The 25,305-nt window shown below is 71.8% G+C and carries 20 protein-coding genes and 1 pseudogene; 14 read left to right on the top strand and 7 right to left on the bottom strand.

The genetic code is table 11. The features are described 5' to 3' along the window. Nucleotides 1–510: 510 nt before the first annotated feature. The 5 genes and pseudogenes from V8690_RS27010 (at nucleotide 511) to V8690_RS27030 (ending at nucleotide 4,508) form a co-directional block, all read left to right on the top strand. The gene (locus V8690_RS27010) at nucleotides 511–1,128 is read left to right on the top strand and encodes an RNA polymerase sigma factor (protein WP_338782676.1); all 618 of its coding nucleotides are present in this window, start codon (nucleotides 511–513) and stop codon (nucleotides 1,126–1,128) included. A gap of 171 nt (nucleotides 1,129–1,299) precedes the next feature. After that, nucleotides 1,300–2,229 (top strand): hypothetical protein, encoded by a 930-nt coding sequence (locus tag V8690_RS27015; RefSeq protein ID WP_338782677.1) that lies wholly within the window; start codon nucleotides 1,300–1,302, stop codon nucleotides 2,227–2,229. A 77-nt stretch (nucleotides 2,230–2,306) separates the two neighbouring features. Continuing rightward, a pseudogene (locus V8690_RS27020) lies at nucleotides 2,307–2,476 on the top strand (ABC transporter permease); the annotation flags it as partial. A gap of 347 nt (nucleotides 2,477–2,823) precedes the next feature. Beyond that, on the top strand, nucleotides 2,824–3,498 hold the full coding sequence (locus tag V8690_RS27025; RefSeq protein ID WP_338782678.1) for an RNA polymerase sigma factor: 675 nt from the start codon (nucleotides 2,824–2,826) through the stop codon (nucleotides 3,496–3,498). Then, nucleotides 3,498–4,508 carry a hypothetical protein gene (locus V8690_RS27030; RefSeq protein ID WP_338782679.1) on the top strand — a complete coding sequence of 337 codons (1,011 nt, stop codon included), beginning with the start codon at nucleotides 3,498–3,500 and terminating at the stop codon, nucleotides 4,506–4,508. The genes V8690_RS27025 and V8690_RS27030 overlap by 1 nt, the downstream gene beginning before the upstream one ends. Before the next feature lie 202 nt (nucleotides 4,509–4,710). Here V8690_RS27030 and V8690_RS27035 read toward each other — a convergent pair whose 3' ends face one another. Then, a complete protein-coding gene (locus V8690_RS27035; RefSeq protein ID WP_338785468.1) occupies nucleotides 4,711–5,562 on the bottom strand; it encodes a L,D-transpeptidase family protein in 852 nt (283 codons plus the stop codon). 147 nt (nucleotides 5,563–5,709) lie between these two features. Here V8690_RS27035 and V8690_RS27040 point away from each other — a divergent pair, with 147 nt between their 5' ends. Beyond that, nucleotides 5,710–7,290 carry a methylmalonyl-CoA mutase family protein gene (locus V8690_RS27040; protein WP_338782680.1) on the top strand — a complete coding sequence of 527 codons (1,581 nt, stop codon included), beginning with the start codon at nucleotides 5,710–5,712 and terminating at the stop codon, nucleotides 7,288–7,290. Here the strand turns inward: V8690_RS27040 and V8690_RS27045 are convergent, their stop codons facing one another. Continuing rightward, nucleotides 7,291–8,787, bottom strand: coding sequence for an FAD-dependent oxidoreductase (locus tag V8690_RS27045; protein WP_338782681.1), 1,497 nt, complete (start codon nucleotides 8,785–8,787; stop codon nucleotides 7,291–7,293). A gap of 74 nt (nucleotides 8,788–8,861) precedes the next feature. On the opposite strand from V8690_RS27045, the gene V8690_RS27050 reads away from it, so the two are divergent. Further along, on the top strand, nucleotides 8,862–9,512 hold the full coding sequence (locus tag V8690_RS27050) for a TetR/AcrR family transcriptional regulator C-terminal domain-containing protein (RefSeq protein ID WP_338782682.1): 651 nt from the start codon (nucleotides 8,862–8,864) through the stop codon (nucleotides 9,510–9,512). Between the two features lie 12 nt (nucleotides 9,513–9,524). Here the strand turns inward: V8690_RS27050 and V8690_RS27055 are convergent, their stop codons facing one another. The 4 genes from V8690_RS27055 to V8690_RS27070 all read right to left on the bottom strand — a co-directional run bounded on the left by V8690_RS27055 (nucleotide 9,525) and on the right by V8690_RS27070 (nucleotide 14,156). Then, complete coding sequence (locus tag V8690_RS27055) at nucleotides 9,525–10,445, bottom strand: class I SAM-dependent methyltransferase (protein ID WP_338782683.1); 921 nt, start codon at nucleotides 10,443–10,445, stop codon at nucleotides 9,525–9,527. A 63-nt stretch (nucleotides 10,446–10,508) separates the two neighbouring features. Then, on the bottom strand, nucleotides 10,509–11,615 hold the full coding sequence (locus tag V8690_RS27060) for an acyltransferase (RefSeq protein WP_338785469.1): 1,107 nt from the start codon (nucleotides 11,613–11,615) through the stop codon (nucleotides 10,509–10,511). A 223-nt stretch (nucleotides 11,616–11,838) separates the two neighbouring features. Further along, nucleotides 11,839–13,170, bottom strand: a complete 1,332-nt coding sequence (locus V8690_RS27065) for an alpha-2,8-polysialyltransferase family protein (protein ID WP_338782684.1) — start codon at nucleotides 13,168–13,170, stop codon at nucleotides 11,839–11,841. After that, nucleotides 13,170–14,156: a glycosyltransferase family 2 protein gene (locus V8690_RS27070; protein WP_338782685.1), complete on the bottom strand. Its 987-nt coding sequence runs from the start codon at nucleotides 14,154–14,156 to the stop codon at nucleotides 13,170–13,172. Before V8690_RS27070 ends, V8690_RS27065 begins: the two co-directional genes overlap by 1 nt. 198 nt (nucleotides 14,157–14,354) lie before the next feature. On the opposite strand from V8690_RS27070, the gene V8690_RS27075 reads away from it, so the two are divergent. The 4 genes from V8690_RS27075 to V8690_RS27090 are packed head-to-tail and all read left to right on the top strand — an operon-like array spanning nucleotide 14,355 to nucleotide 19,222. Continuing rightward, nucleotides 14,355–15,701, top strand: coding sequence for a DUF6716 putative glycosyltransferase (locus tag V8690_RS27075; RefSeq protein ID WP_338782686.1), 1,347 nt, complete (start codon nucleotides 14,355–14,357; stop codon nucleotides 15,699–15,701). Between the two features lie 44 nt (nucleotides 15,702–15,745). Continuing rightward, a complete protein-coding gene (locus V8690_RS27080; RefSeq protein ID WP_338782687.1) occupies nucleotides 15,746–17,011 on the top strand; it encodes an N-acylneuraminate cytidylyltransferase in 1,266 nt (421 codons plus the stop codon). A 14-nt stretch (nucleotides 17,012–17,025) separates the two neighbouring features. After that, on the top strand, nucleotides 17,026–17,964 hold the full coding sequence (locus tag V8690_RS27085; RefSeq protein WP_338782688.1) for an N-acetylneuraminate synthase family protein: 939 nt from the start codon (nucleotides 17,026–17,028) through the stop codon (nucleotides 17,962–17,964). A 46-nt stretch (nucleotides 17,965–18,010) separates the two neighbouring features. After that, entirely contained in the window at nucleotides 18,011–19,222 is a 1,212-nt protein-coding gene (locus V8690_RS27090; protein WP_338782690.1) for a hypothetical protein, read from the top strand. Between the two features lie 842 nt (nucleotides 19,223–20,064). Here V8690_RS27090 and V8690_RS27095 read toward each other — a convergent pair. Continuing rightward, a complete protein-coding gene (locus tag V8690_RS27095; protein WP_338782691.1) occupies nucleotides 20,065–20,745 on the bottom strand; it encodes a class I SAM-dependent methyltransferase in 681 nt (226 codons plus the stop codon). A 300-nt stretch (nucleotides 20,746–21,045) separates the two neighbouring features. Here V8690_RS27095 and V8690_RS27100 point away from each other — a divergent pair, with 300 nt between their 5' ends. The 3 genes from V8690_RS27100 (at nucleotide 21,046) to V8690_RS27110 (ending at nucleotide 25,214) form a co-directional block, all read left to right on the top strand. Then, nucleotides 21,046–22,278, top strand: a complete 1,233-nt coding sequence (locus V8690_RS27100) for a M20 family metallopeptidase (RefSeq protein WP_338785470.1) — start codon at nucleotides 21,046–21,048, stop codon at nucleotides 22,276–22,278. 507 nt (nucleotides 22,279–22,785) lie between these two features. Beyond that, a complete protein-coding gene (locus V8690_RS27105) occupies nucleotides 22,786–23,829 on the top strand; it encodes a BMP family ABC transporter substrate-binding protein (RefSeq protein WP_338782692.1) in 1,044 nt (347 codons plus the stop codon). Nucleotides 23,830–24,167: 338 nt separating this feature from the next. Further along, nucleotides 24,168–25,214, top strand: coding sequence for a BMP family ABC transporter substrate-binding protein (locus tag V8690_RS27110; protein ID WP_338782693.1), 1,047 nt, complete (start codon nucleotides 24,168–24,170; stop codon nucleotides 25,212–25,214). Nucleotides 25,215–25,305 lie beyond the last annotated feature (91 nt).

A 25,305-nucleotide genomic window follows, 5' to 3' on the forward strand; every position in this document is an offset into this window, starting at 1 on the left:
CCCGTGCGGTGCACGGAGCCCCCGAGGTGTCACGGCGTCAGCGTCCGGCCGGGTTGGCGTCCGTCGGTGTGCCCAGCGTGGGCTTGCTGAAGACGACGGAGTCGGCGTAGCCGAGGCCGGTGCTGTTGCTCGGCGGTCCAGCAGGATGCCGTCGCCCCCGTCCTCGCCGTCGGCGCCGAACGTGAGGCCCGCCCGGCCGAAGCCGGACACTGGCCACATCGGCACCCGGCGTCACACGGTGCCACTCACCCAGCGCACACCTGCGACGGCCATACGTCGCCCGGTTGTGCAGATTCGCGTGCTCGCGCAGTACGGTTGCCGCGGTCCGTACCGCGCGGGGAGCCCCCGCGTGCTGTGACATTTCTCCGCAGCCCGGCGCTGATCAACGTGGAGGACGTGGCACGGACGCGTTCCCCGCGGTGCGGGCGCACCGGGCAGGGCATGCCGGGCATCCGGGATGTTCCGGCCGGAGCGGATCCGCCGCGAACCCGGTACGGACGAGGACGGTTTTTGGGCCAGCGAGGGGAACCCCGGCGCACGCAGGAGCGCGACGGGGAACTGGGCGCGGCCGTCGCGCGGGCCCAGAACGGTGACGAGGCGGCCTTCGCGGTCGCCTACCGGATCGTGCAGCCCGGACTGCTCGGCTACTTGCGCGGACTGGTCGGGGAGGACGCGGAGGACGTGGCCTCCGACGCCTGGCTGGAGATCGCCCGGGACCTGGGGCGGTTCAAGGGCGACGGGGCCGGGTTCCGCGGCTGGACGGCGACCATCGCCCGGCACCGGGCGCTGGACCACCTGCGCCGCCAGCGCGTACGGCCGAGGTCGTCCGCGCTGGAGCAGGACGTCCTGGACCTGCCCGGGCCGCACAGCACCCACGACCAGGCGCTGGAGGCCATGTCCACCGAGCAGGCCCTTCGGCTGGTCAGCGGCCTGCCGCAGGACCAGGCCGAGGCCGTGCTGCTCCGGGTCGTGGTGGGGCTGGACGGACCCGCCGCCGCCCGCGTCCTCGGCAAGCGGCCGGGGGCCGTGCGGACAGCCGCGTACCGGGGCCTGAAACGCCTCGCCACCCGGCTGGGCGCAGAAGGTGTGACGGATGAGGCTCCCCGGACGCTGGGGGAGTCGAAATGAGCGATGACGGCGGGCCGGGCGGAACGCCAGGGCCCGGTGGCCTGAACGGGGCGGACGAACGAGACGTATGGATCGGGCCCGGAACGCCGGGCCGCTGGGCCGGGTCGGCCGGGTCGTACGGACACGGCGGGCACCGCGGGACGTGTGGATCGAGCAGGGACGGAACAGAACATGGGTGAACATCAGAACGACGGCGGGTTCCCGGGCCGTCGGCGTGTGCACCCTGGGAGTTCCGCGTACGACCACCGGGCGACGTGGGACGCCGACGGCCGGCTGCCCGGCCACCGCGGGACGGCCGGCCTCGGCTCCCGTCCCCTCTTCGACGAGGCCGAGCTGGAGGCGCTGCTCGCGGCCGCCCTCATCCGGGACCGGATCGACGCCGAGGCCGAGCAGCGGGCCGTGGCCGCGTTCCTGGCCGCCCGGGACGCCGGAGCGCACCGGGCCCGCACCCGCCGCCGGGACGACTGGCGGCCCCGGGAGCGCCGGCATCCGGGGCGTTCGCTGAAGGCCACGCTCTCCGTGCTGCTCGCCAGTCTCACGCTGGGCGGTGTCGCGGTCGCGGCGATCGGCTCGGTGGGATCCACGGACGGCGCCGACGACCACGGCCGTCCGCCCGCCCCCACCCGCGCCCCCGGCGCCCCGGCGGGCGAGCCCACCGGCACCGCACCCGGTTCCCCGACCGGCTCCGCGTCCGCGCGCCCGGACCGCCCCGCCCCCGCCCAGGACACCGAAGCCCAGTGCCGCGCCTACGAGCAGGTCGACGGCCGGGGCAAGGCCATGGACGCGACGGCCTGGAAGCGCCTCGTCGAGGCCGCGGGCGGTGAGAGGAACGTCACGGCGTACTGCGCCAGGCAACTGGCCCGGTCCGAGGCGAAGCCCGGCAGCACCGCCAAGCCGGAGCAGAGCGCGAGCGCCCCCGGATCCGCCGGAGCCGACAACCGCTCGGGCAACGCGGACAACGGCGCCGGCAACGCGGACAACGGCGCCGGCAACGCGGACAACGGGCCGGGTGCCGCGCAGAGCGGCGGGGACGGTGCCGCCGACGGCGCCTCGTCCGGCGCCAAGGGCAAGCCCGCCCAGCCCGACGACCGCCGCCCGTAGCGGATTCGGCAACAGGAGCCGGAGCATCACGTAGCGCCGACGGCTTCAACTACGTCGCCTCGTCGGCACCTCGATCGGGCACGGTCGTCGTGGTCACTGTCGCCGCAGCGAAGCAGTGGACGCCGGTGATCGACCCGCCACCTTGGCCGTCGCCCCGACACTCGGCCCGGCCGCCGGGCTGCTCGTCGGCATGTACCCGGCTTGGAGAGCGTCCCGCATCCCGCCCGGCGAAGCGCTGCGCCGTTGACGCCGAGCGCGAAGGGGCGGTATGCGCCGGAGACGGCCGAGGCCGCCACCCCCCACAGGAGAGGCCCCGGCCGTCGCGCGGCACGGACCGCGCGGCGGCCCGTACTCCCTACAGCGTCCGGGGTGCGTTTTCTGTCACACCCCACCGTGTCACGGCTTAGTTGCATCCTGGGCGGACATGGACGGGGAGTGGTTTCAGGTCGTAACGTGCCTTTCGCGCCAACGCGGAGGCACCAAGACCACCGCAACCACCTGCGGTCCTGCTACCGCAACCATCAATTGAGGAACCACAACGGCGAGAACCCGGTCCGCGAAAAGCGGCACCGGTTTAGGCGCATAAGGGGTGCGGTGCTGGGGGACGACGCGGAGCTGACCGCCGCGGTGCGCGCGGCACAGGACGGAGACGAAAACGCGTTCCGGACTGTGTACCGGGCCGTGCACCCGCGGCTGCTCGGGTACGTACGGACGCTGGTCGGCGACCCCGAGGCCGAGGACGTGACGTCCGAGGCATGGTTGCAGATCGCCCGGGACCTGGAGCGGTTCACCGGCGACGCGGACCGCTTCCGCGGCTGGGCCGCACGGATCGCCCGCAACCGCGCGCTGGACCACATACGCATGCGCGGGCGCCGGCCCGCGATCGGCGGCGACGAGACGGAACTGACCGGCCGGGCCGCCGAGTCCGACACCGCCGACGAGGCCATCGAGGCACTCGCCACCGACGGTACGTTCTCCCTGATTTCCCGGTTGCCGCAGGACCAGGCCGAGGCGGTCGTGCTGCGGGTGGTGGTGGGGCTCGACGCGAAGACCGCCGCCGAGACCCTCGGCAAGCGCCCGGGCGCCGTCCGTACGGCGGCCCACCGGGGCCTGAAGCGGCTCGCCGAACTGCTCGGCGGCGATCCGGAGGCCGATCCGGAATCGGCCGGAGTGCTCGACGCCCTGCCGCCCCAGCGAGAACCGCGCGGCGGTGCCATGGCGTCCGCACGTGTGACGCACAGCGTCGCGCGGACGCAGAAGGATGTGTGATGGCCGACGAGCAGTACTGGTGGCTGGACCGCGAGACGGCGGAGCGTTTGCTGAGCGGAGAGCCACTCGAAGCTGTCGACGGCGCCGCCCGGGACGAGGCCGAACGGCTCGCCGCAGCACTTCGCGCGCTCTCCGCCTCACCCCCGCTGACCAGCGAGGAACTCCCCGGTGAGGCCGCGGCGATGGCCGCCTTCCGTAAGGCGCGAGCGGAACGCGCATACACCGGAGCGGCCCCTGCGGCCGACGGCGGACGGGCCGGTACCGAGGTCGCCGACGCCGGGCTGGTCCGGATCGGAACCCCGCGCGGCAGCGGCCCCGGCGACGTCCGGCGGCCTCGCTGGGCCCGTCCCGTGCGCCTCGCCCTGGCCGCCGTGCTGGCCGTCGGCATGACCGGCGGTACCGCCCTCGTGGCCGGAACCGGAGCCCTGAAGGCACCGTTCGGCAACGACGAGCCCCACCCCGGCTCCTCGGTCTCGGCCGCTGTCACTCCGCCCGAGCGCCCGCTGGTGTCGCCCTCGCCGAGCGACGCCGCGCAGGGCGGGTCCACGCCCGACGACGCCCCGAGCGGCGGCTCGACGGGCGACGCCGGTGACCCCGGACGGGATGTGGCGGGCGACGACCCGGCCCCGCAGCCCGGCGCCGGCGACCGGGGCGACCGCCCCGGTGACAGCCGCGGGGAGATCGCTTCGGCCTGCCGCGATCTCCGCGACGGAAAGCGGCTGGACGCCGACCGCGGGCGCGCCCTGCGGGACGCGGCGGGCGGCTCCCGGGTCTGGAAGTACTGCACGGGCGTCCTGTCCGGCGGCCGCTCGGGCGAGCGGCAGGACGGGGACACGGACCGGCGCAACCGCGAGGACAGGTCCGGGGAGCAGGACCGGAAGCGGGACGAGGCCGAGAAGAAGGACGAGAGGCGGGGCGGGAAGCGGGCCGAGAAGCAGGACGAGAGGCAGGGCGGCGACGATGACCGCGCGGGCCGAGGTCGGTCCGCGCGGTCTCTCGCACCGCTGTGACCTGCAGTTTCGTACTCCGTGAAAATATCATCGCCGAGGGTGTGACGTTTTCGGCCGCCCCGGCGCAGTAATGAGTGAGCCGACTGGTCATCGGCCGTCGCACGGAGCCGGGGTTCCCCCCGTACCCACGGCTCGTGCACCTGAGCGCGGGCGGGACACGTTCCCCCGGTCCCGCCCGCGCCCCATCTCCCCTTCCGCGTCCTCACCAGGACACGACGACCTTGTCGCCGTCGCGGACCTGCGCGTACAGCTCCGCGATCGCCCCCTCGTCCCGTACGTTGACGCAGCCGTGCGAGGCGCCCGCGTAGCCCCGGGCCGCGAAGTCGGGGGAGTAGTGCACGGCCTGGCCGCCGCTGAAGAACATCGCGTAGGGCATGGGCGAGTCGTAGAGCGTCGACACGTGGTCGCGGGACTTCCAGTAGACGGAGAACACACCCTCCCTGGTCGGTGTGCCGCGCGAGCCGAAGCGGACCGCCATCGTCGACACGGTCCGGCCGTCGATCATCCAGCGCAGCGTCCTGCTGGTCTTGTCGATGCACAGCACCCGCCCGGTCGTGCAGCGCGGGTCCGGTGGATCGGCCGGCTGGCCGCCCATGAGGTACAGGTCCCAGGTGCCCGGCTCGCGGGTCATCCGCAGTAGCCGCTGCCAGGTGACGGTGTCGGTCCGCCCGGTGCGCGGCAGCCCCCGCTTGCCCTGGAAGCCGCTGACCGCCCGCTCGGTCGACTCGTCGTACGTGCCGGTCGGCCCGTCGAAGAGCCAGGCGACCTGCCGCAGCCGGGCCTGGAGCTCGCGGACGTCCCGGCCGGTGTCGCCGCGGGACCACAGCACACGCGGCGGGACGGGGGCGGTGCCGGGCTTGTCGTCGCCGGGCGGGGCGGGAGCGGTGTCCGGTCCGCCGTCGTCGTCGGGGGTGCGCGGCGGGGGCGGGGTGTCGCCGGGTAACTCGATGTGCACCGGTGAGCGGCGCTTTCCGTCGCCGTCGGGGGCCTGCACGGTACAGCCGGCCAGCACGGCCGCCCCGGCGACTGCCACTGCGATCGCTGCTCTGCCCATGCCCGTGGTACGCACGCGGCCCTCCGTCGTCTCACCGGTGTGCCCGGATCGTCACCTGAGATGTTCCCCTGGGGTGACCCGTCCCGAACCAGAGGGCATGGTGGTGAGCGAGGTTCATTCGGACCGTCCTGCGGGAGGCATCAGACCATGGCGCGCGAGTCGGAGTCCGGGCTGCCCATCGAACCGGTCTACGGGCCGGACGACCTGCGGGACTGGGACCCGGCACAGAAGCTGGGGGAGCCGGGGGCGTACCCCTTCACCCGTGGCGTGTACCCGACCATGTACACCGGCCGGCCCTGGACGATGCGCCAGTACGCGGGCTTCGGCACGGCGACCGAGTCCAACGCCCGCTACCGGCAGCTGATCGCCCACGGCACGACCGGCCTGTCGGTCGCCTTCGACCTGCCCACCCAGATGGGCCACGACTCCGACGCCCCGCTCGCCCACGGCGAGGTCGGCAAGGTGGGCGTCGCCGTCGACTCCGTCGACGACATGCGGGTGCTGTTCGGCGACATCCCTCTGGACCAGGTCTCGACGTCGATGACGATCAACGCCCCCGCGGCCCTGCTGCTGCTCCTCTACCAGCTCGTCGCGGAGGAGCAGGGCGTCGGTGCCGACCGGCTCACCGGGACGATCCAGAACGACGTCCTGAAGGAGTACATCGCCCGCGGGACGTACATCTTCCCGCCGAAGCCCTCGCTGCGCCTGACCGCCGACATCTTCAAGTACTGCCGGGCCGAGATCCCGAAGTGGAACACCATCTCGATCTCCGGCTACCACATGGCCGAGGCGGGAGCCTCCCCGGCGCAGGAGATCGCGTTCACCCTCGCCGACGGCATCGAGTACGTCCGCACGGCGGTCGAGGCCGGAATGGACGTCGACGACTTCGCGCCCCGCCTGTCCTTCTTCTTCGTCGCCCGTACGACGCTCCTGGAGGAGGTGGCCAAGTTCCGTGCAGCGCGCCGGATCTGGGCGCGGGTGATGAGGGAGGAGTTCGGCGCGGAGAACCCCAAGTCGCTGATGCTGCGCTTCCACACGCAGACGGCGGGCGTCCAGCTGACGGCCCAGCAGCCGGAGGTGAACCTGGTCCGCGTCTCGGTCCAGGCCCTGGCGGCGGTCCTGGGCGGCACCCAGTCCCTGCACACCAACTCCTTCGACGAGGCCATCGCCCTGCCCACGGACAAGTCCGCCCGCCTGGCGCTCCGTACCCAGCAGGTCCTCGCGTACGAGACCGACGTGACGGCGACCGTCGACCCCTTCGCGGGCTCCTACGTCGTCGAGAAGATGACGGACGACGTGGAGGCGGCGGCCGTCGAACTGATGGCCAAGGTCGAGGAGCTGGGCGGCGCGGTCGGCGCCATCGAGCGCGGCTTCCAGAAGAACGAGATCGAGCGCAGCGCCTACCGCATCGCCCAGCAGACCGACTCCGGCGAACGTGTCGTCATCGGCGTCAACCGCTTCCAGCTCGACGAGGAGGAGCCGTACGAGCCCCTGCGGGTGGATCCGGCGATCGAGGCCCAGCAGGCGGAGCGGCTGGCCAGGCTTCGCGCCGAGCGCGACCAGCCGACGGTGGACGCGGCCCTGGCCGCCCTGAAGAAGGCCGCCGAGGGCGAGGACAACGTCCTGTACCCGATGAAGGACGCGCTGCGGGGCCGTGCCACGGTCGGCGAGGTGTGCAACGCCCTGCGGGAGGTGTGGGGGACGCACGTCCCGGCCGACGCGTTCTAGCTAGGGGGTGTCGCTCAGGGTGCGGGCCGGATACACCGCGGCGGCCGGGGTCTGTAGCGGGGACACCGTGCTGATGAGTTGTCCGTCGCGGGTGCGTGACCAGAGACCGGCGCGCGCCATGTACCGCCTCAGTCCGTCGCCCGTGTCGCCCGCCCAGCCCACATAGCCGTCCGGCCGTACCAGGAACAGGCCCTTTCCGTACGTCGCCTGCTCCGCCCCGCCGACGCCGTGCACCGGCTCCGGCAGCGCCGGTGCCTTCGTCCCCACAGCCACCAGCGTCCAGTGCGGTCCCCGGAAGGCGTCGAAGAGCCGTACCCCTCCCAGCGTGCCGTCCGGTGCGCGGTCGCCGGCCCGGAGGGCGCCCGGGGTCGTACGGGTCTCCTCCGTGAGTGACGACTCCCGGTATCCCAGCCCCAGTTGGCGGGTCGCCTCGCCGCGCCGGGTCTCCCCGCGGTGGACGCTCGTCGACAGGCCGAGCATGTCCGCGGCGATCGGCCGCCGTTCCTCCTCGTAGGTCTCGAGGAGCGACGCCGGCGCACCGCCCTTCAGCACCGCGCCCAGCTTCCACCCCAGGTTGTAGGCGTCCTGGACGCTGGTGTTGAGGCCCTGGCCGCCGGCCGGGGAGTGCACGTGCGCCGCGTCGCCGGCGAGGAAGACCCGCCCGGAGCGGAAGCGGTCCGCCAGGGCCGCCCGGGGGCGGAAGTCCGAGGCCCAGCGCACCTGGGTCACGGCCTCCGGCGTGAGGTGCGAGCGGGCGGCGACGACCTTCCGGATGCCCTCCAGGGAGAGGTCCGGGGCCGTCAAGTCCGGGATCCGCGCCACCAGCTGGAAGTCCTCCGTGCCGGCCAGCGGGCAGATCGCGAGGAAGCCGTCGCCGTCCCCGCCCGGCGGGAAGATGTGCCAGTGGTCCCGGTCCAGGCCGCTGATCCGGACGTCCGCCACGAGCGTCGGCTTCGGGTCGACGGTCTCGCCCGTCATGCCGATGCCGAGGAGTCGGCGTACGGTCGAGCGGCCGCCGTCCGCCGCGACGGCGTACCGGGCGGTGACGGGCTCACCGGAGGCGAACTCCGCGCGGACCCCGTCCGCGTCCTGCGTCAGGCCGACGACCTCCCGGCCGAAGGCCACCGTCCCTCCCAGCTCCGCGAGCCGTGCCCGCAGGATCTGCTGCGTGCGCCACTGCGGCACCATCCACGGCTCGGTGTACGGCGAGTCCTCGCTCGGCTCGGCCGGGTCGAACATCCGGTGCTCGCCCGCCCGCCTGCCGTCCTGCCAGATCACCCCCACCGGGTAGGGGCTGCCCGCCGCGCGGATCGCGTCGAGCACGCCCAGGTCGTCGAAAACCTCCATCGTGCGCGGCTGGATGCCCTTGCCGCGCGAACCGGGGAACAGCGCCGGAGCCCGCTCGACCACCAGCGCGGCCACACCACGCCGGGCGAGATCGACGCCGAGCGCCAGACCGGTCGGGCCGGCGCCCACCACCAGTACGTCCCTGTCCATGCGCCACCCTCTCCTTAACGCTGTTAAGTGACCTCTGCCCCGAGCGTCGCCTTAACGGTGTTAAGTTGTCAAGCGTGAGTACGGAACGACGCGAGCCCCTGGACCGCCGACGCGTCGCGGACAGCGCGCTGCGGCTGCTGAACGAGGTGGGCCTGGACGGCCTGACCCTTCGCGCCATCGCCCGGGAACTGGACGTGAAGGCGCCCGCCCTCTACTGGCACTTCAAGGACAAGCAGGCGCTGCTCGACGAGATGGCGACGGAGATGTACCGCCGGATGGTCGCCGGGGCCTCGCTCGATCCGGCCGACACCTGGCGGGAACGGTTGCTGAAGGCCAACCGCGGGCTGCGCGCCGCCCTGCTGGGCTACCGGGACGGCGCCAAGGTGTTCAGCGGCTCACGCTTCACGGGCATCGAGCACGCCGGGCAGATGGAGGACAACCTGCGCCTGCTGACGGCCGCCGGCTTCACCCTCCCCCAGGCGGTCCGCGCGCTCACCACGGCGTATCTGTACACGCTGGGCTTCGTCACCGAGGAGCAGGGCGTCCAGCCGCTGCCGGGCGAGCGGCGCGAGGGCTACGACGTGAACGAACGCGCCCGCCTGATGGCCGACTTTCCCTTGTCGGCCCAGGCGGGCGCGGAGATCTTCGAGGATTACGACGGGCACTTCGAGGAGGGGCTGGCGCTCGTGATCGGGGGGATCGGGGCGCGGTACGGGGTCGCGTGACGCCCCGGGGTCTCATCCCCGGCTCGCGCGTGCCCGTCGTACGGCCCGGGTGACCGCGGGGGGCAGCAGGTCCTTGGCGAGCCGGCGGGCCCGGGACGGGGCCGGCCGGGCCGGGCGTGCGGCGCGGGACTCGGTGACCTTGGCGGCCGGGGCGTTGGGCGGGATCGGCGCCACGTAGTGCCGGGAGGGCGGGAAGGGTGGCGGCTTCATGCCCTTGGACCGGGCGCGGACCAGCCGGTGCCCGGCCGCCTCCTGCACGCTCAGCCCGCAGTCCGAGCGCTGCCGCAGCATGGCGAGCAGCTCCTCCTGGAGCGGCTCGGGGTCGCCCCAGGTGCCGTACAGCTTCTGCGTGCTGAGACAGACCGGGCGCAGGCCGCGGTTGAGGACGGCCTCCCAGGCGGCGACCGAGACGCCCGGGGTGTGCTCGGAGCGGAAGTCGTCGAGAACCACGATGCCCTCGGGCATCAGGATGTCGTGGGCCGCGCCGATGTCGCCGTACACGTGCTCGTACAGGTGTGAGGCGTCGACGTGGACGAAGCGGCAGCTGCCGGGGGCCACCTTCTCGGACACCACCGAGCTGGGGGCCGCGATCACCGTCGGCAGGGTGTCGTGGAAGGAGAGGTAGTTCCGCTCGAAGGCCTGCTGGGTGAGCGAGGCGTACGACTTCGTCGCCTCCGCCTGGTTGGCCCCGTCGGGGGCGTCGCCCTCGAACAGGTCGCAGACGGTGAACTTCTCGCCGTCCTGGAGATGATGGCCGAGGAGGATCGCGCTCTTGCCCATGTAGACGCCGAGCTCCAGCAGGTCTCCGCGCATCCCCTGCTTCTGCTGCCGCTCCAGGAACCAGGTGAACAGCATCTGGTCCAGCGGCGGGAACCAGCCCGGGACGTCGGCGAGTTCGCCGGGGTACGTGTCGGTCACTTGTGCGTTGGTCATGAGACGAGCCTTCTCCCTGAGCGGTGCCCAAACCGACGGTTGGTTGAACGTCCCGTGAACAGCTCAGCGGGCCTTGGCCAGCAAGGCCCGCAGCCGCGGGGTCAGCGGCTTCTCGACATACTTGTTCAGCAACCACGCCAGCAGCAGCATTGAGGCCACTGTCAGGGCGAATGTCGCCGCGGACGGCAGACCCAGGCCGCGGTGCAGGGCGTGGATCACCACCCAGCCGAGGTGCTCGTGGACGAGGTAGAACGGATACGTCAGCGCCCCCGCCACCGTCAGCCAGCGCCAGTTCGCCCAGCGCAGCCAGCCCAGCGCGATCGCCGCGACCGCGACGAATCCGAAGGTCACGACGGCGACGATGCCGACCGAGGAGCGGTACGAGAAACCGCCCGCTTCGGGGGCGTGCCACAGCCCCTGCACCGCGTAGTGCTGACCGATCAGCCAGCTCACGGCGACGATGCCCCACCCGTAGGCGTCCCGCCGGTCGAGGTGGACGAGGTAGAGGCCGACACCGCCGATGAAGAAGGGGGCGTACTCGGGCATCACGACGATGTCGAGCAGTGGCATGTGCGCGTTCGCCGAGATCACCGCCGCCAGCGTCCAGCCGGCGCAGAACATGATCACCCGGCGGCGGTTCGCCCCGGGGAGCACGACGCACAGCGCGAACAGCGCGTAGAAGCGGACCTCCGCCCACAGCGTCCAGCACACCCCGAGCACCCGGTCCACGCCCAGCGGCATCTGAAGCATGGTCAGGTTCACCAGGGCGTCGCTCGGCGAGACCGCCTTGTAGGCCACCATGGGCAGCGCGAACACCGCCGTCACGAGCACGACCGCCACCCAGTAGGCGGGCAGCAGCCGGGAGGCGCGGGAGGCGAAGAACGACTTCAGCGGCCGGCCCCAACCGCTCATGCAGATCACGAACCCGCTGATCACGAAGAACACCTGGACGCCGAGGCAGCCGTAGGCGAAGTACTCGTGCAGGGTCGGGAACTGCTCCTTGGGCGAGCCGCCCCAGGCCTCGGAGACCTCACCGTCGCGTCCGCCGTAGTGGTACGCCGCCACCATCAGCGCGGCCACCAGCCGCAGTCCGTCCAGGGCACGCAGCCGGCCGCCGGAGCTGTTCCGGCGCCGCGGGACGGTCGTGGCGCCCGGTGGTTCGACCAGCACGGCTACTTCGGGCCGGGGCTTGCGGGTGCTGACGACCGTCTCGGTCACGCTGAAAACCTCTGTAGCTCGTATGTCCTTCTCATGAGCCGCCTGTGGGCGGGCAGGGCGCCTGTCACCCTAGGCCGGGAATTGACGCAATTACGTTCGATGGCAACAGGCTTCGCCTCCCGGTTTCCATGGGTTCATCTCGATGTCGCCGAGACGGGCGCCGGGCGAACCTGTTTCAGCGGCGCACCGCCTTGCGCAGCGCCCGCGCCCGCCGGACCACCCGGCGCGCCGTGGAATTGCGGGGCAGGAACGCCAGCCGCTGCGGAATACCGCCGGGCAGCCCGAGCGAGGTGAGACGGCGCTTCTTGAAGTAGCGCCGGGTGCGCGGACCGAGATGGCGGGACAGGAACCGTTCCGCCTGCGGGCGCAGGTCCGGATAGATCTGCGGCTGCATGGTGAATCCGACGGCGGTCACCAGATCGGACAGCAGCTCGGCCGGCAGCAGGTCGCCGGCCTTGCCGCCGTCCAGGTCGGGCAGCAGCGCGTCCGCCAGGGTGGTGGGGATCCGGTTGCTGTTCTGATACGGCGTCAGCCGCTCCAGCAGCAGCTCGGTGCCGATGCGCGCGACCGGCAGCTCGTAGAACACCGAGGCCGTGAACAGCGCGGTCGAGAAGCAGCCGACGACCAGGGCGGGCCGGGTCCGTTCGAACAGCACCTCGGCGAGCACGGGCGTGTCCAGCACGGTGAGGTCCACGCCGAGCTTCTCGGCCTCGGTCTCCAGAGCGCGGCTGTAGCGCGCCGGTGCGGTCGGGTGCGGTTTGAAGACGACCGTGCGGTGGCCGCGGGCGACCGCGCCCCGCATCATCCGCACGTGCAGGTCCTCTTCCTCCTCGGGCGAGAGGATGTTCAGCGCCGACAGGTACTGACCGAGCAGCAGCGCCGCGTCGCCCGGCAGGTCGGGCAGCTCCGGCACGGTCTCGGTGACCTCGCCCAGCACCTTGAGGAACGCGGGCGACGGCACCAGCCGCGCCGGCACCTCGAACTCGGTCAGCAGCATCGGCGTGAGCCCCGGTACCAGATCGAGGTGCAGCAGCCGCCGCACGCGCGTGCCGACCAGCGGGTCGAGCTTGTTGCGCGTGGGGCCGTAGCTCATCAGCCCGTCGGCGTAGACGTCGATGGGGGCGTCGGTGAACAACTGCGCCACCGTGAGCGCGGGCGCGACCTGGATGGACTCCAGGGCCAGGCTGATGCGGTCGTCGCCGAGGCCCCACAGCATCCGCAGATAGCGCTCGAACAGCGGGATGTCGTCGGAGCGCGGCGTCCAGGCCCCGGGGTGGAACGGGCGGATGGCGTCGTTCCAGGACAGCACGTCGTCGAAGTGCTCGCGCAGCGGCGCGAACCCCGGCATTTCGTCGAGGGCCGGGGTGGTCTCCGGGGTCGCGGAGTTGTTGAACACCAGCAGCACCCGGCGGTCCGGCTCCTCGAAGAGGTCGGAGTCGATCGCGGCGGCCAGGGTGGCGACGCCGTACAGCGTCGAGGCGCAGAAGATCTGTGTGGTCCCGGGCATCAGGCGGCCGCTCCCGCCGGCGTAACCCTGCGCCGCAGCCGCCGCAGCTTGGACGAGCGGTCCATGTCCATGGCCTCCAGTGCGTCACCGAGCGCGTCCTGCGGCATGCGCTTGATGGCCGCCGCGCTCATCGACCGCAGCTGCCTCGCCACGGCCGGTTCGAACCTGTCTTCGTTGGAAAGGTGGTGCGCGATGATCGCGCAGTACGTCCGTACCGCCTTCGGCAGCAGCCGGTCGGCCTCACGGTCGGCGGCCGTCTCCTCGATCACCTGGTCGAAGGCGCGGATGAAGTCGAGCTGGCGGACATCGCCGATCTGGGTCAGGGACGAGGCCACCCCGCGCCGGTAGAACACGCCCAGCAGGCTCACCACGGCGAACGACTCCGCCTCGCGGTGCAGCTTCCAGATCCACGGCCGGTCCTCGGCCGTGCGCAGCCCGTCGGTGAAGTGCAGCAGGCCCCGGTCCAGGAGACGGCGGTGGTAGGCGCCGGCCCAGGCGTAGGCGTAGTCCACCGAGGTCGAGCGGTGGGAGGGGAGAATCGCCTCCCGCGGGTCGAACGCCTCCCAGCGCCGGCCGACCGGGACCCGGGACACGGAACGGGCGCGCGCGGTGGCCTGCACATGGTCGGTGCGGATGAAGTCGCAGCCCAACGCGTCCAAGGCGGACACCAGTTCGGCGAGGTAGCCGGGGGCCAGCCAGTCGTCGCCGTCCAGGAACGTCAGGTACTCGCCCTGCGCCGCGTCCAGGCCGGTGTTGCGGGCGGTGGCGAGCCCCCCGTTCTCCTCGTGTCGGATGTAACGCACCTGCGCGACATCCGAAAGGTCCTCGGCCGCCCGTTCGAGAATGGCCGGTGTCCCGTCCTTCGAATGGTCGTCGACCAGGATGAACTCGAAATCGCGGGCGGCGTTCAACCGAAGGCTTCTGAGTGTGTCCGGGGCGTATTGCTGCACGTTGTAGAACGGCACGATCACGGAAAGCTTAGGCACCCGCAAAACGTTAGGAGGCCGTCCGGCTCCGGAACTTTCCGGTGAACATACACTGGGTGAACTCAATGTGTCAGAACGGTGCACCCCGTGTACTTCCCCGTTCGCCACGGGCCAGTTCGGCTCCCGGTGGTGCGTTGTTAACTTTTCGTTGAGTCGTGGTTCCGCCATACCTAGGAATTGCTTCCTAGCGTCGTCGACGTGCCAGCAAGTACACCGAAGCGCCCGCGAATCGCCGTCCTCGCGGACTCCGACACCCGCTGGAAATGGGGTGCGCTCACCGCGCACCGCATCGCCCCGGGACAGTCCATGGAAACCGCACCGCGCGAGGGCGCGCAAGTCGGCCCCGCCCTCGACGGATTCCTGCTGCGCGGCCGGGCCACGCCCACGCCGCGCCAACTGGAGGAAGTGGGCGTGCGCGCCGACTCGCTGCGGGAGGTCACCGCCGTCGAGTTCCTGCGCACCATGGCCGAGGAGTCCTACGACATCCTCGTTCTCGCCCTCGTCGGCGGCGGTGTGCAAGCGATGCTGCACGGCCTGGGGCGCGTCTGGGAGGACCGGACTTCGCGTCCCGTCGTCGTCACCGGCTACGTCGGTGTCGTCTACGAGAAGCTCGCCGACGGCCTGCTGCTGCGGCACGGCGCGGACCTCGTCCTCGCCAACTCCCGCCAGGACGCGGACCGTTTCCGGGCCGTCTACGAAGGGGTGGGCGCCGACGCCTCGTCGGTGACCGAGGTGGCCCTGCCGTTCCTCGGCGGTGCGGACTACGAAGGTGAACACGACCCGTACACGGTCGTCTTCGCCGCCCAGCCCTCCGTGCCGGAGAGCCGCAAGGACCGTACGTACCTGCTGAACCGGCTGGTCCAGCACGCCCGCAAGCACCCCGAGCGCGAAGTGCTGCTGAAGCTGCGCTCCAAGCCGGGCGAACACACCACCCACATCGAGGAGTTGCCGTACCAGAAGCTGGTGCAACGCCTCGACCCGCCCACCAACTTCCGTCTGGTGTACGGGAACATGGGCGAGGTCCTCGACCGCACCGACCTGCTCGTGACGGTCAGCTCCACGGCCGCCCTGGAGTCGCTGCACCGCCGTATCCCCACGGTCGTGCTGACCGACCTCGGCATCCGCGAGTCGCTCGGCAACCACCACTTCGTGGGCTCCGGCTGCCTCGCCTCCTGGGACCAGCTCGACACCGGGCACCGGCCGGCACCCGACGAGGAGTGGGTGGCCCGGCAGGGGGTCGTGGCGGACGGATCCTACGCATCCGCCTTCGACGCGGCGCGCGAACGCATCGCCAAGCTGCTCGACCGGCCCGGCGGCCTGCCGCCGCTGACCCCGTACTACACACCCGTCACCGCGCCCGGCTATCTGCCCGGGATCCTCGCCCGCCACCACCTCGGCCCGGACGGCACCCCGCTGCCCGGCGCTCCGGCCGCCGACAGGGAGCCCGGCCCGGTCCGGCAGATCGTGCGCCGGGCGGCGCGCGGCGCCTACCGGCACGGCGTGCAGCGCGTGGCGCCCGTCATCCGGCGGATGGGGGAGCTGTGAGCCGCCCCGAGCCCTCCGCCCAAGGAGCCCAAGGAGTAGACCCCATGTCCCACCCGGAAGCGGGCACAGGCGCCTCGGTGCGCCGCGTGCTCGCGGTGATCCCCGCGCGCGGCGGCTCCAAGGGCGTGCCCGCGAAGAACCTCGCCCCCGTCGGCGGCGTGCCCCTGATCTCCCGTGCGGTGCGCGAGTGCCGCGCCGCCCGGCTCGTGACGGACGTCGTGGTCTCCACCGACGACCAGGCCATCGCGGCCGCCGCGCGTCAGGCCGGCGCCGAGGTCGTGCTGCGGCCCGCCGCCATCGCCGGCGACACGGCCACCTCCGAGGCCGCCGTACTGCACGCCATGGACGCCCACGAGGCCCTGCACGGCGCGGTCGTGGACGTGGTGCTGCTGGTGCAGTGCACCAGCCCGTTCATCGCCCGCGAGGACGTCGACGGAGTCGCCGCGGCCATCGCCGAGAACGGCGCCGACACGGCCCTCACCGTGGCCCCGTTCCACGGCTTCGTCTGGCGCGACGCCGAGGACGAGGTCGCGGCCGGCACCGTCACGGAGGCCGACGCGGCCGTCGGCGGCGGCTACGGCGTCAACCACGACAAGTCCTTCCGCCCCCGCCGCCAGGACCGCCCCCAGGACCTGCTGGAGACGGGCGCCGCCTACGCCATGGAGGCGGTCGGCTTCCGCAAGCACCAGCACCGCTTCTTCGGCCGGACCGAACTGGTCCGCACCGACGCCGCGCGCGTGCTGGAGATCGACGACCCGCACGACCTCGCCCGCGCCCGGGCCCTCGCGCCGCTCTTCGACGCGGACCGCCCCGGCGCGCTGCCGACCGCCGCCGACATCGACGCGGTCGTCCTCGACTTCGACGGCACCCAGACCGACGACCGGGTGCTGGTCGACTCCGACGGACGGGAGTTCGTCTCCGTGCACCGCGGGGACGGACTCGGCATCGCGGCCCTCCGCAGGAGCGGCCTGAAGATGCTGATCCTGTCCACGGAACAGAACCCTGTGGTCGCCGCCCGGGCCCGGAAGCTCAAGCTCCCGGTGCTGCACGGCATCGACCGCAAGGACCTCGCGCTGAAGCAGTGGTGCGAGGAGCAGGGCATCGCGCCGGAGCGCGTGCTCTACGTCGGCAACGACGTCAATGACCTCCCGTGCTTCGCCCTCGTGGGCTGGCCCGTGGCGGTCGCGAGCGCCCACGACGTCGTGCGCGGCGCCGCACGCGCGGTCACCACCGTCCCCGGTGGTGACGGCGCGATCCGAGAGATCGCCAGCTGGATCCTCGGCCCCTCTCTCGATTCCCTCACCAAGTAAGGACATCTCCTGCCATGAGCACCAACTCCCGTATCCGTCAGTTCGGTTCGCGCGAGGTCGGCCCGGGCAAGCCCGTCTACGTCTGCGGCGAGATCGGCATCAACCACAACGGCGAGCTCGAGAACGCCTTCAAGCTGATCGACGCGGCCGCCGAGGCCGGCTGTGACGCGGTCAAGTTCCAGAAGCGCACCCCGGAGATCTGCACCCCGCGCGACCAGTGGGACATCGAGCGCGACACGCCCTGGGGCCGGATGACGTACATCGACTACCGCCACCGCGTGGAGTTCGGCGAGGACGAGTACCGCCAGATCGACGAGTACTGCAAGACCAAGAACATCGACTGGTTCGCCTCCCCGTGGGACACCGAGGCCGTCGCCTTCCTGGAGAAGTTCGACGTCCCGGCCCACAAGGTGGCGTCCGCCTCCCTCACCGACGACGAGCTGCTGCGCGCCCTGCGCGCCACCGGCCGCGCGGTGATCCTCTCCACCGGCATGTCGACCCCGAAGCAGATCCGCCACGCGGTCGAGGTCCTCGGCTCCGACAACATCCTGATGTGCCACGCCACGTCGACCTACCCGGCGAAGGCCGAGGAGCTCAACCTCCGCGTCATCAACACCCTGGAGCGGGAGTACCCGAACGTCCCGATCGGCTACTCCGGCCACGAGACGGGCCTCCAGACCACGCTGGCCGCGGTCGCGCTGGGCGCGGTGTTCGTCGAGCGTCACATCACCCTCGACCGCGCCATGTGGGGCTCGGACCAGGCCGCCTCCGTGGAGCCGCAGGGCCTCACCCGCCTCGTCCGCGACATCCGCACCATCGAGGCCTCCCTCGGTGACGGCGTGAAGAGGGTCTACGAGTCCGAGCTGGCCCCGATGAAGAAGCTGCGCCGCGTCGCCGGTGTGGTCGCCGAGGCGGAGATCGCCGACGCGGCGGGCGAGCCGGTAGGCGTCTGAGCGCACAACCCCCACAACCCCCTTACGACGGGACGGTCGTACGTCGATGAGCCCCCGCGCCGGGAATGCCGGCCCCCACACTCTCGCCTTCGTCGAGAGTCCGGTACAGCTGCTGAACGTGCTGGAGTGGGCGCACGCGCATGCGCCCGGCGTGGGGCTCACCCTCGTGGTGCTGTCGCCCGTCGACCCGATGACGCGCGGCCAGCTGCGGCGGATGTCCGACCTGGCCCGCGACGAGGGGCACGAGGTCCGCTGGGAGGAGGCGCGCGGCGGCCCCATGGCGCCCTTCCAGACCATCGGCGGCCTGGCGGGCCTGCTCCGCAAGGCGCGCCGGATCGTGCTGGGGGACCCCTTCTCCCGCTACGTCCAGCTGCTGCTGACGATCACACGGGCCCGTGACCTGGTCGTCGTCGACGACGGCACGGCGACGATGGAGTTCGTCGGCCAGCTGGCCCGGGGTGAACGGCTGGTGCGCTGGCACCGCAAGGGCGGCCGCCCCGGCCCGCGGGACCTGATCTTCGCGCCGGTGTCCTCCTCGGCGCGCCGCCGCCTGACCCCCGGCGGCGATCGCCGCGTCGAGATCTTCTCCTCCATGCCGATGGAGGAGACGCCGGCGGGCGTCACCGTCAGCGCCAACGACTTCGCCTGGCTCCGGGCCCGTTTCGGCCCGCCCCGCATCACCAAGGGCGCCGACATGGTCGGCACGTCGCTGGTGGAGACGGGAGTGGTCGACGACGACCGCTACCTGGAAGCCGTCCGCTCCCTGGCCAGGACCCACGGCGCCACCCGCTACTTCGCCCACCGCCGCGAGAGCACGGACAAGCTCCACCGGCTCGCCGTCGAGACCGGCCTGGAGATCGTCCGCCCCGAACTCCCCCTGGAACTGATCGCCCGCCGCGGCCCCATCGGCCGCACGATCCTCAGCTTCCCCTCCACGGTCGTCCACACCCTCCCCCTCGCCCTCTCCGGCACCGAGGTCCGCGTAGCGGTCTGCGACATCGACCCGACCTGGCTGACCGACCACGCCTCCCCTCGCGCCCAGGGCTTCCTGTCGGGGGTGACAGGGGCGGCGCGGGATGTGCAGCGGTTGTCTACGGCGGGGGCGCAGGGTCCGGAGGACGTGACTGGGGCGGAGAGCGTGACTGGGCCAGCGGGCAAGACTGGACCGGCGGGTCCGGTCGGACCGGGGGGACGGAGGGGCGCGGCGGCATCCGAGGGTCCCAAGGGCACGGCGGATGCGGCCGGCCCGGGGGTATGACGGGCCCGGCGGACTCGGCCGGGACGGCGGGCGCGGCAGGTGTCGCCGGTCCCGCCGGGGCGGCAGGTGCCGCGGGCGCGGTGGCTGCCGGCTGAGGTACCGGAGACGCCTGGGGAGCCGGGGGCCAGGCGGATTGTCAGGCGCCCCGGCGGTTCAGTCAGACCCCGCGGACCTGACGGCCAGCCAGGCCGGGCGGCAAGGGCCCGAAGACCTGCGGCCGCTCACGCACCGGCAGGGGCGCCACACGCACTGACCGCGGCGGGCGGGCACGCATCGGTGGGCTCAGGCAGGCTCCGGGGCGGGATCGGGCATCAGCACGTGCGCACCGCTCGCCCGAGGGCGGGTTCGCGCATCGGCCGGGGGTGTACCTGTGCACGGCCGGTGGTGCACACGCGGCGGGGTCAGGCGGGCTCCGGGGCGGGATCGGGCACTGACACCGGCGCATCGCTCACCCGAGGGCGGGTTCGCGCATCGGCCGGGGGTGTACCTGTGCCCGGCCGGTGGTGCACACGCGGCGGGGTCAGGCGGGCTCCGGGGCGGGATCGGGCACTGACACCGGCGCATCGCTCACCCGAGGGCGGGTTCGCGCATCGGCCGGGGGCGTACCTGTGCACGGCCGGTGGTGCACGGCGGCGGGGTCAGGCAGGCTCCGGGGCGGGATCGGGCACTGACACCGGCGCATCGCTCACCCGAGGGCGGGTTCGCGCATCGGCCGGGGGCGTACCTGTGCACGGCCCGTGGTCCACGGCGGCGGGGTCAGGCACACATCGAGGTGGGCTCAGGCACCGACACGGCCGCGCCACTCACCCAAGGGCGGCTCACCCACCCCCCGCGGCCAAGGCTCACGCTCCGGCAGGCGCCGGCTTGCGGGCCAGCAGGAACGCACGAGGGTGTTGCTCCTCGCCCTCGGGCTCCCGCAGTACGCGGGCGTGGAGTTCCAGGCCCGCGTTCGTGAGGTGTGCCGCGACGGTCTCCGGGGTGCGCCAGTAGTAGTCGAGCGAGATCTCCTGCCCGAAACGCTCGGTGAGGTGCGCGCGGCCGTCCTCGGTCCCGGACTGGAAACCGAGGAGCACGGGCGCCCCCGGCACCAGGACGCGGTGGAACCCGGCGAAGACCGAGGACAGGTGATCGTCCGGCACATGGATGATCGAGTACAGCGCGACGATGCCGCCGAGCGTCTCGTCCGGCAGGTCCAGGGCCGTCATCGAACCGACGTGGAAACGCAGCCCCGGGTGCGCCCGGCGGGCCAGGGCCACCATGCGGGGCGAGACGTCGACCCCGAACACCGGCAGCCCCAGGTCGTGCAGCCGGGCCGCCACGTGTCCGGGCCCGCTGCCGATGTCGGCGACCGGTGGCTGCACGGGCGCCCCGGGAGTACGCACCAGGTCGACGAAGGCCGTGAGCAGGGCCCGCTCCAGCGGTCTCCCGGCGAGACTGTCCGGGAAACCGGCGGCGTAGTCCTCGGCGATGGCGTCGTACGAGGCCTGGGCGGACTGGACGAACTCGGGGCTGTCGGCGCGCACGGGGCGCACACTATCGGGGCCGTGCGTCCGCCAGACGAACAAGGCCGTGTTCCCCGCGCAGGGCGTGGTATCCGTGGAGGAGGATGGATGGATACCGGTGCCGTGAGCCAGATGTGGCTGACGTCACATTCCGTGGGTCGTGGTGACCGGCTCGGCCCTGAAGGCGGGCGAGTTTACCCATCTCAGTTGATAGCTATGCGCTGGGCGGTCATATTTTCTTCCCCGAACGGGTTGAAGTTTTGTTGATCGAGGGTCGGACGACCGCCCTGGCGCCCTACCCTTCAGAGGGTGAAGCAATTGATGTCACTGGAGTCCGAGGTCGATCTTCCCGGGGGAGCCGTGCTCCCCGGCGCGCTGCCCGACGCTCTGCGCGCCGAGCTCATCGCGTTCCGACGCGACCTGCACATGCACCCCGAGCTGGGCAACCAGGAGTTCCGCACGACAGCCGCGATCAAGGAGCGGCTCGAGAAGGCCGGCCTCAAGCCGCGCGTCCTCGCCGTCGGGACAGGACTCGTCTGTGACATCGGCGTAGAGGGCGAGCGGTGGGACGGGGGCCCCAGCATGCTCGCCCTGCGGGCCGACATCGACGGCCTGCCCATCCCCGACATGAAGAGCGAGTGCCCGTACCGCTCGACCGTGCCCGACCGCGCGCACGCCTGCGGCCACGACGTGCACACCACCGTCGTCCTCGGCGCCGGTCTCGTCCTCGCCGAACTGCACAAGCAGGGCCTGCTGCCCCGCCCCGTCCGGCTGATCTTCCAGCCCGCCGAGGAGGTGCTGCCCGGCGGTGCGGCCGACGTCATCAAGTGCGGGGCGCTGGAGGGGGTCGGCGCGATCGTCGCCGTGCACTGCGACCCCCGGGTGGACGCCGGCCAGGTCGGACTCCGGGAAGGGCCCATCACCTCCGCCTGCGACCGGCTGGAGATCGCCCTGAACGGCCCGGGCGGGCACACCGCACGCCCCCACCTCACGACCGACCTGGTCACCGCGGCCGCCCGCGTCGTCACCGACGTACCCGCCCTGGTCGGCCGGCGCTTCGACAGCCGGAGCGGGCTCGCCATCACCTGGGGCCGCATCGAGTCCGGGCACGCGCCGAACGTCATCCCGCAGCACGCCGAGCTCTCCGGCACGGTGCGATGCCTCGACATCGAGGCGTGGCGGCAGGCTCCCGACGTCGTGGTCGCCGCGATCGACGAGATCGCCAACGTGCACCGCGCCAAGTCGGAGATCAACTACGTCCGCGGCGTCCCGCCCGTCGTCAACGAGCCCGGCGTGACCGAACTGCTGCGCGACGCCATGATCGCCCGACGCGGCGTCGAATCGGTCGTAGGCACCGAGCAGAGCCTCGGTGGCGAGGACTTCTCCTGGTACCTGGAACACGTCCCCGGCGCCATGGCCCGCCTGGGCGTACGCACCCCCGGCGAACGCCAGGTACGCGACCTCCACCAGGGCGACTTCGACGTCGACGAGTCGGCCATCACGGTCGGCGTGGAACTCTTCACGGCGGCGGCCCTGGTCAACGGCCTGCGCTAGCGGCCGACCGCCGGAGTGTCGCGGGGGCTCGAGCGACGTAACCGCCCTGGGGCCGCGTGCCGGGCGGCACTGGGCCGGCCGGATGGGTGACTACGGGGCTGGGCGGCCGGGCGCTGCTCGGACACATGGCCCCGGGCCCGTCCGGCCGCTCCCTTCCAGGCCGCCCGGCGTATCGCCCAGGCACGGCACCCCCTCGGGCCGGTCCGGCTGCCCCTGGGCCGCCCGGTGCCCGCCCCGGTGGAGTCTCCCGCGCACGACCGGCGAAGACTCCGGTTGCGCCCCGGGCGGCCCAGGGGCAGCCTGGTGCGCGTGACGAGCAGGCATGCGCCGTGTGCCCGAGTACACCTTTCGCCCCCGTTCGCTCCCGTGGTTCACAGGGGCGTAACCGGCCATCGGCACGAATGGGTAACGGCCCCGCGGTGAACCGTTCCCAGGAGTGTCTACGCGCGTTAATGTGCGCCGAACCGAGTACCCGCTGCGGGGCTTTGGAGAATGGGGAGCTTCAAGATGCGTCGGATTTCCAAACTGACCCGCGTCGCGGTGGGGGTCGCGTCGCTCGGGCTCGTCGCCACGGCCTGTGGTGGCACCAGTGGTGAGAGTGGTGGCAGCGACAACAAGGACCGTGGCGTCGCCATCGCCTACGACGTCGGCGGCAAGGGCGACCAGTCCTTCAATGACGCCGCCTACGCCGGCCTGACCAAGGCAAAGGACGAGTTCGGCTACAAGACCGCCGACATCGAGCCCACCGAGGGCGAGACGGACGCGGACAAGGAGCAGCGCCTGGCCTCGCTGGCCAAGCAGGGCTACAACCCGGTCATCGGTGTCGGGTACGTCTATGGCCCGGCGATGAAGAACGCGGCCGCCAAGTACCCGGACACCACCTTCGGCATCGTGGACTCCGTGGTCGAGGCCAAGAACGTCGCCTCCCTCGTCTTCGCCGAGGAGCAAGCCTCGTACCTCGCCGGTGTCGCCGCGGCCAAGGCCACCAAGTCGGACGTCGTCGGCTTCGTGGGCGGTGTGGACATCCCGCTGATCCACAAGTTCGAGGCCGGCTACAAGCAGGGCGTGGCGGACACCAAGCCCGGCGTCAAGGTGCTGTCCCAGTACCTGACCCAGACGGCCGAGGAGGGCGGCTTCGCCAGCCCCGACAAGGGCAAGGCCGCCGCCGAGGGTCAGATCGAGAGGAAGGCCGACGTGCTCTACGCGGCAGCCGGCCTCTCCGGGCAGGGCGTCATCGAGGCCGCCGCCAAGGCGAAGGTCTGGGCGATCGGCGTCGACTCCGACCAGTACAAGCAGGCCGCTCTCGCCCCGTACAAGAACTACATCCTCACCTCCGCCCTCAAGGACGTCGGCGGCGCGGTCTACGCGCTGGCCAAGTCCGTCCAGGACGACAAGCCCCTGACCGGCACTCAGACCTTCGACCTGAAGGTCAACGGCGTCGGCCTCTCCGAGGCGAACCCCGAGTACGCCAAGATCCCGGGTCTCAAGGCAGCCGTGGACAAGGCCAAGGAAGGCATCGACGACGGTTCCATCAAGGTCAAGACCGAGTAGGACGAGTCGTACGTCAACGGTCTGCGACAGCCGGAGCGGGCGAGCACCCTGGGTGCCCGCCCGCTCCGCCGTTCCCCGGGGGTATCCAGGGACCAGGAACCGGAGACCAGGAGCCAGGAACCAGCAAGCACGTCCGGGAATCGGATCACCCAGCGCCACGCCCCGTTCGCGGTCGGCAACCACCGGCCAAGAGCCGGTGATGGCTTGGCCACGGGCGCATAACAAGGTGGACAGAAGGGGTTTCCAGGTAGGTCTACGCGCGTTAATGTGCGGCGAAACCAGCGCCGCAGCCGACCCGTCCGGCGCTTGTACAAGCTTGTACGACAGGAGCACCACTCATGCGCCGGATTTCCCGGATCACGGTCGCAGGCGCAGCGACCGCTTCCCTGGCCCTCGCCCTCGCCGCCTGCGGCAGCACCTCGACCTCCGGGTCGTCGGACTCGAAGGGGAACAAGGGCCTCGCCATCGCGTACGACGTCGGCGGCAAGGGCGACCAGTCCTTCAACGACGCCGCGTACGCGGGTCTGGAGCAGGCGCAGAAGGAGTTCGGCTACGAGACGGCCGACGTGGAGCCCACCGAGGGCGAGACGGACGCCGACAAGGAGCAGCGCCTGGTCTCGCTGGCCAAGCAGGGCTACAACCCGGTCATCGGTGTCGGCTACGCGTACGCCTCGGCCGTCAAGGGCGCCGCGGAGAAGTTCCCGAAGACCACCTTCGGCATCGTCGACGACGCCACGATCAACGCCAAGAACGTCGCCGACCTCGTCTTCAGCGAGGAACAGGCCTCGTACCTGGCCGGTGTCGCCGCCGCCAAGAGCACCAAGTCGAACGTCGTCGGCTTCGTGGGCGGTGTGGACATCCCGCTGATCCACAAGTTCCAGGCGGGCTTCGAGCAGGGCGTCAAGGACACGAACCCGAAGGTCAAGGTCCTCTCGCAGTACCTCACCCAGACGGCCGAGGAGGGCGGCTTCTCCAGCCCCGACAAGGGCAAGACGGCCGCCGAGGGGCAGATCGAGAAGAAGGCCGACGTGGTCTACGCGGCCGCCGGCCTGTCCGGCCAGGGTGTGATCGAGGCCGCCGCCGCCAAGAAGGTGTGGGCCATCGGTGTGGACTCCGACCAGTACAAGCAGGCCGCCCTTGCCAAGTACAAGGACTTCATCCTCACCTCGGCGATGAAGGACGTCGCCAAGGCGGTGTACAACCTGGCGAAGTCGGTCGAGGACGGCAAGCCCGAGACCGGTATCGTTCGTGGCGATCTGAAGACCGGCGAGGTGAGCCTGTCGGACTCCAACCCGAAGTTCGCGGACGACGCCGAGCTTCAGGAAGCCATCAAGACGGCCAAGGAGAAGATCATCAACGGCGAGATCAAGGTCAAGAGCAGCTGACGACCGACTGCTGAGCAGGCAGTAACCCCGGGGTTACGTCCGCTCAACGGGGTACGGGGAGGCTGCTCCTCGTACCCCGTTGTCGCGGTGC

This window comes from Streptomyces sp. DG1A-41 (assembly GCF_037055355.1).
In the GTDB taxonomy this organism is placed as follows: domain Bacteria; phylum Actinomycetota; class Actinomycetes; order Streptomycetales; family Streptomycetaceae; genus Streptomyces.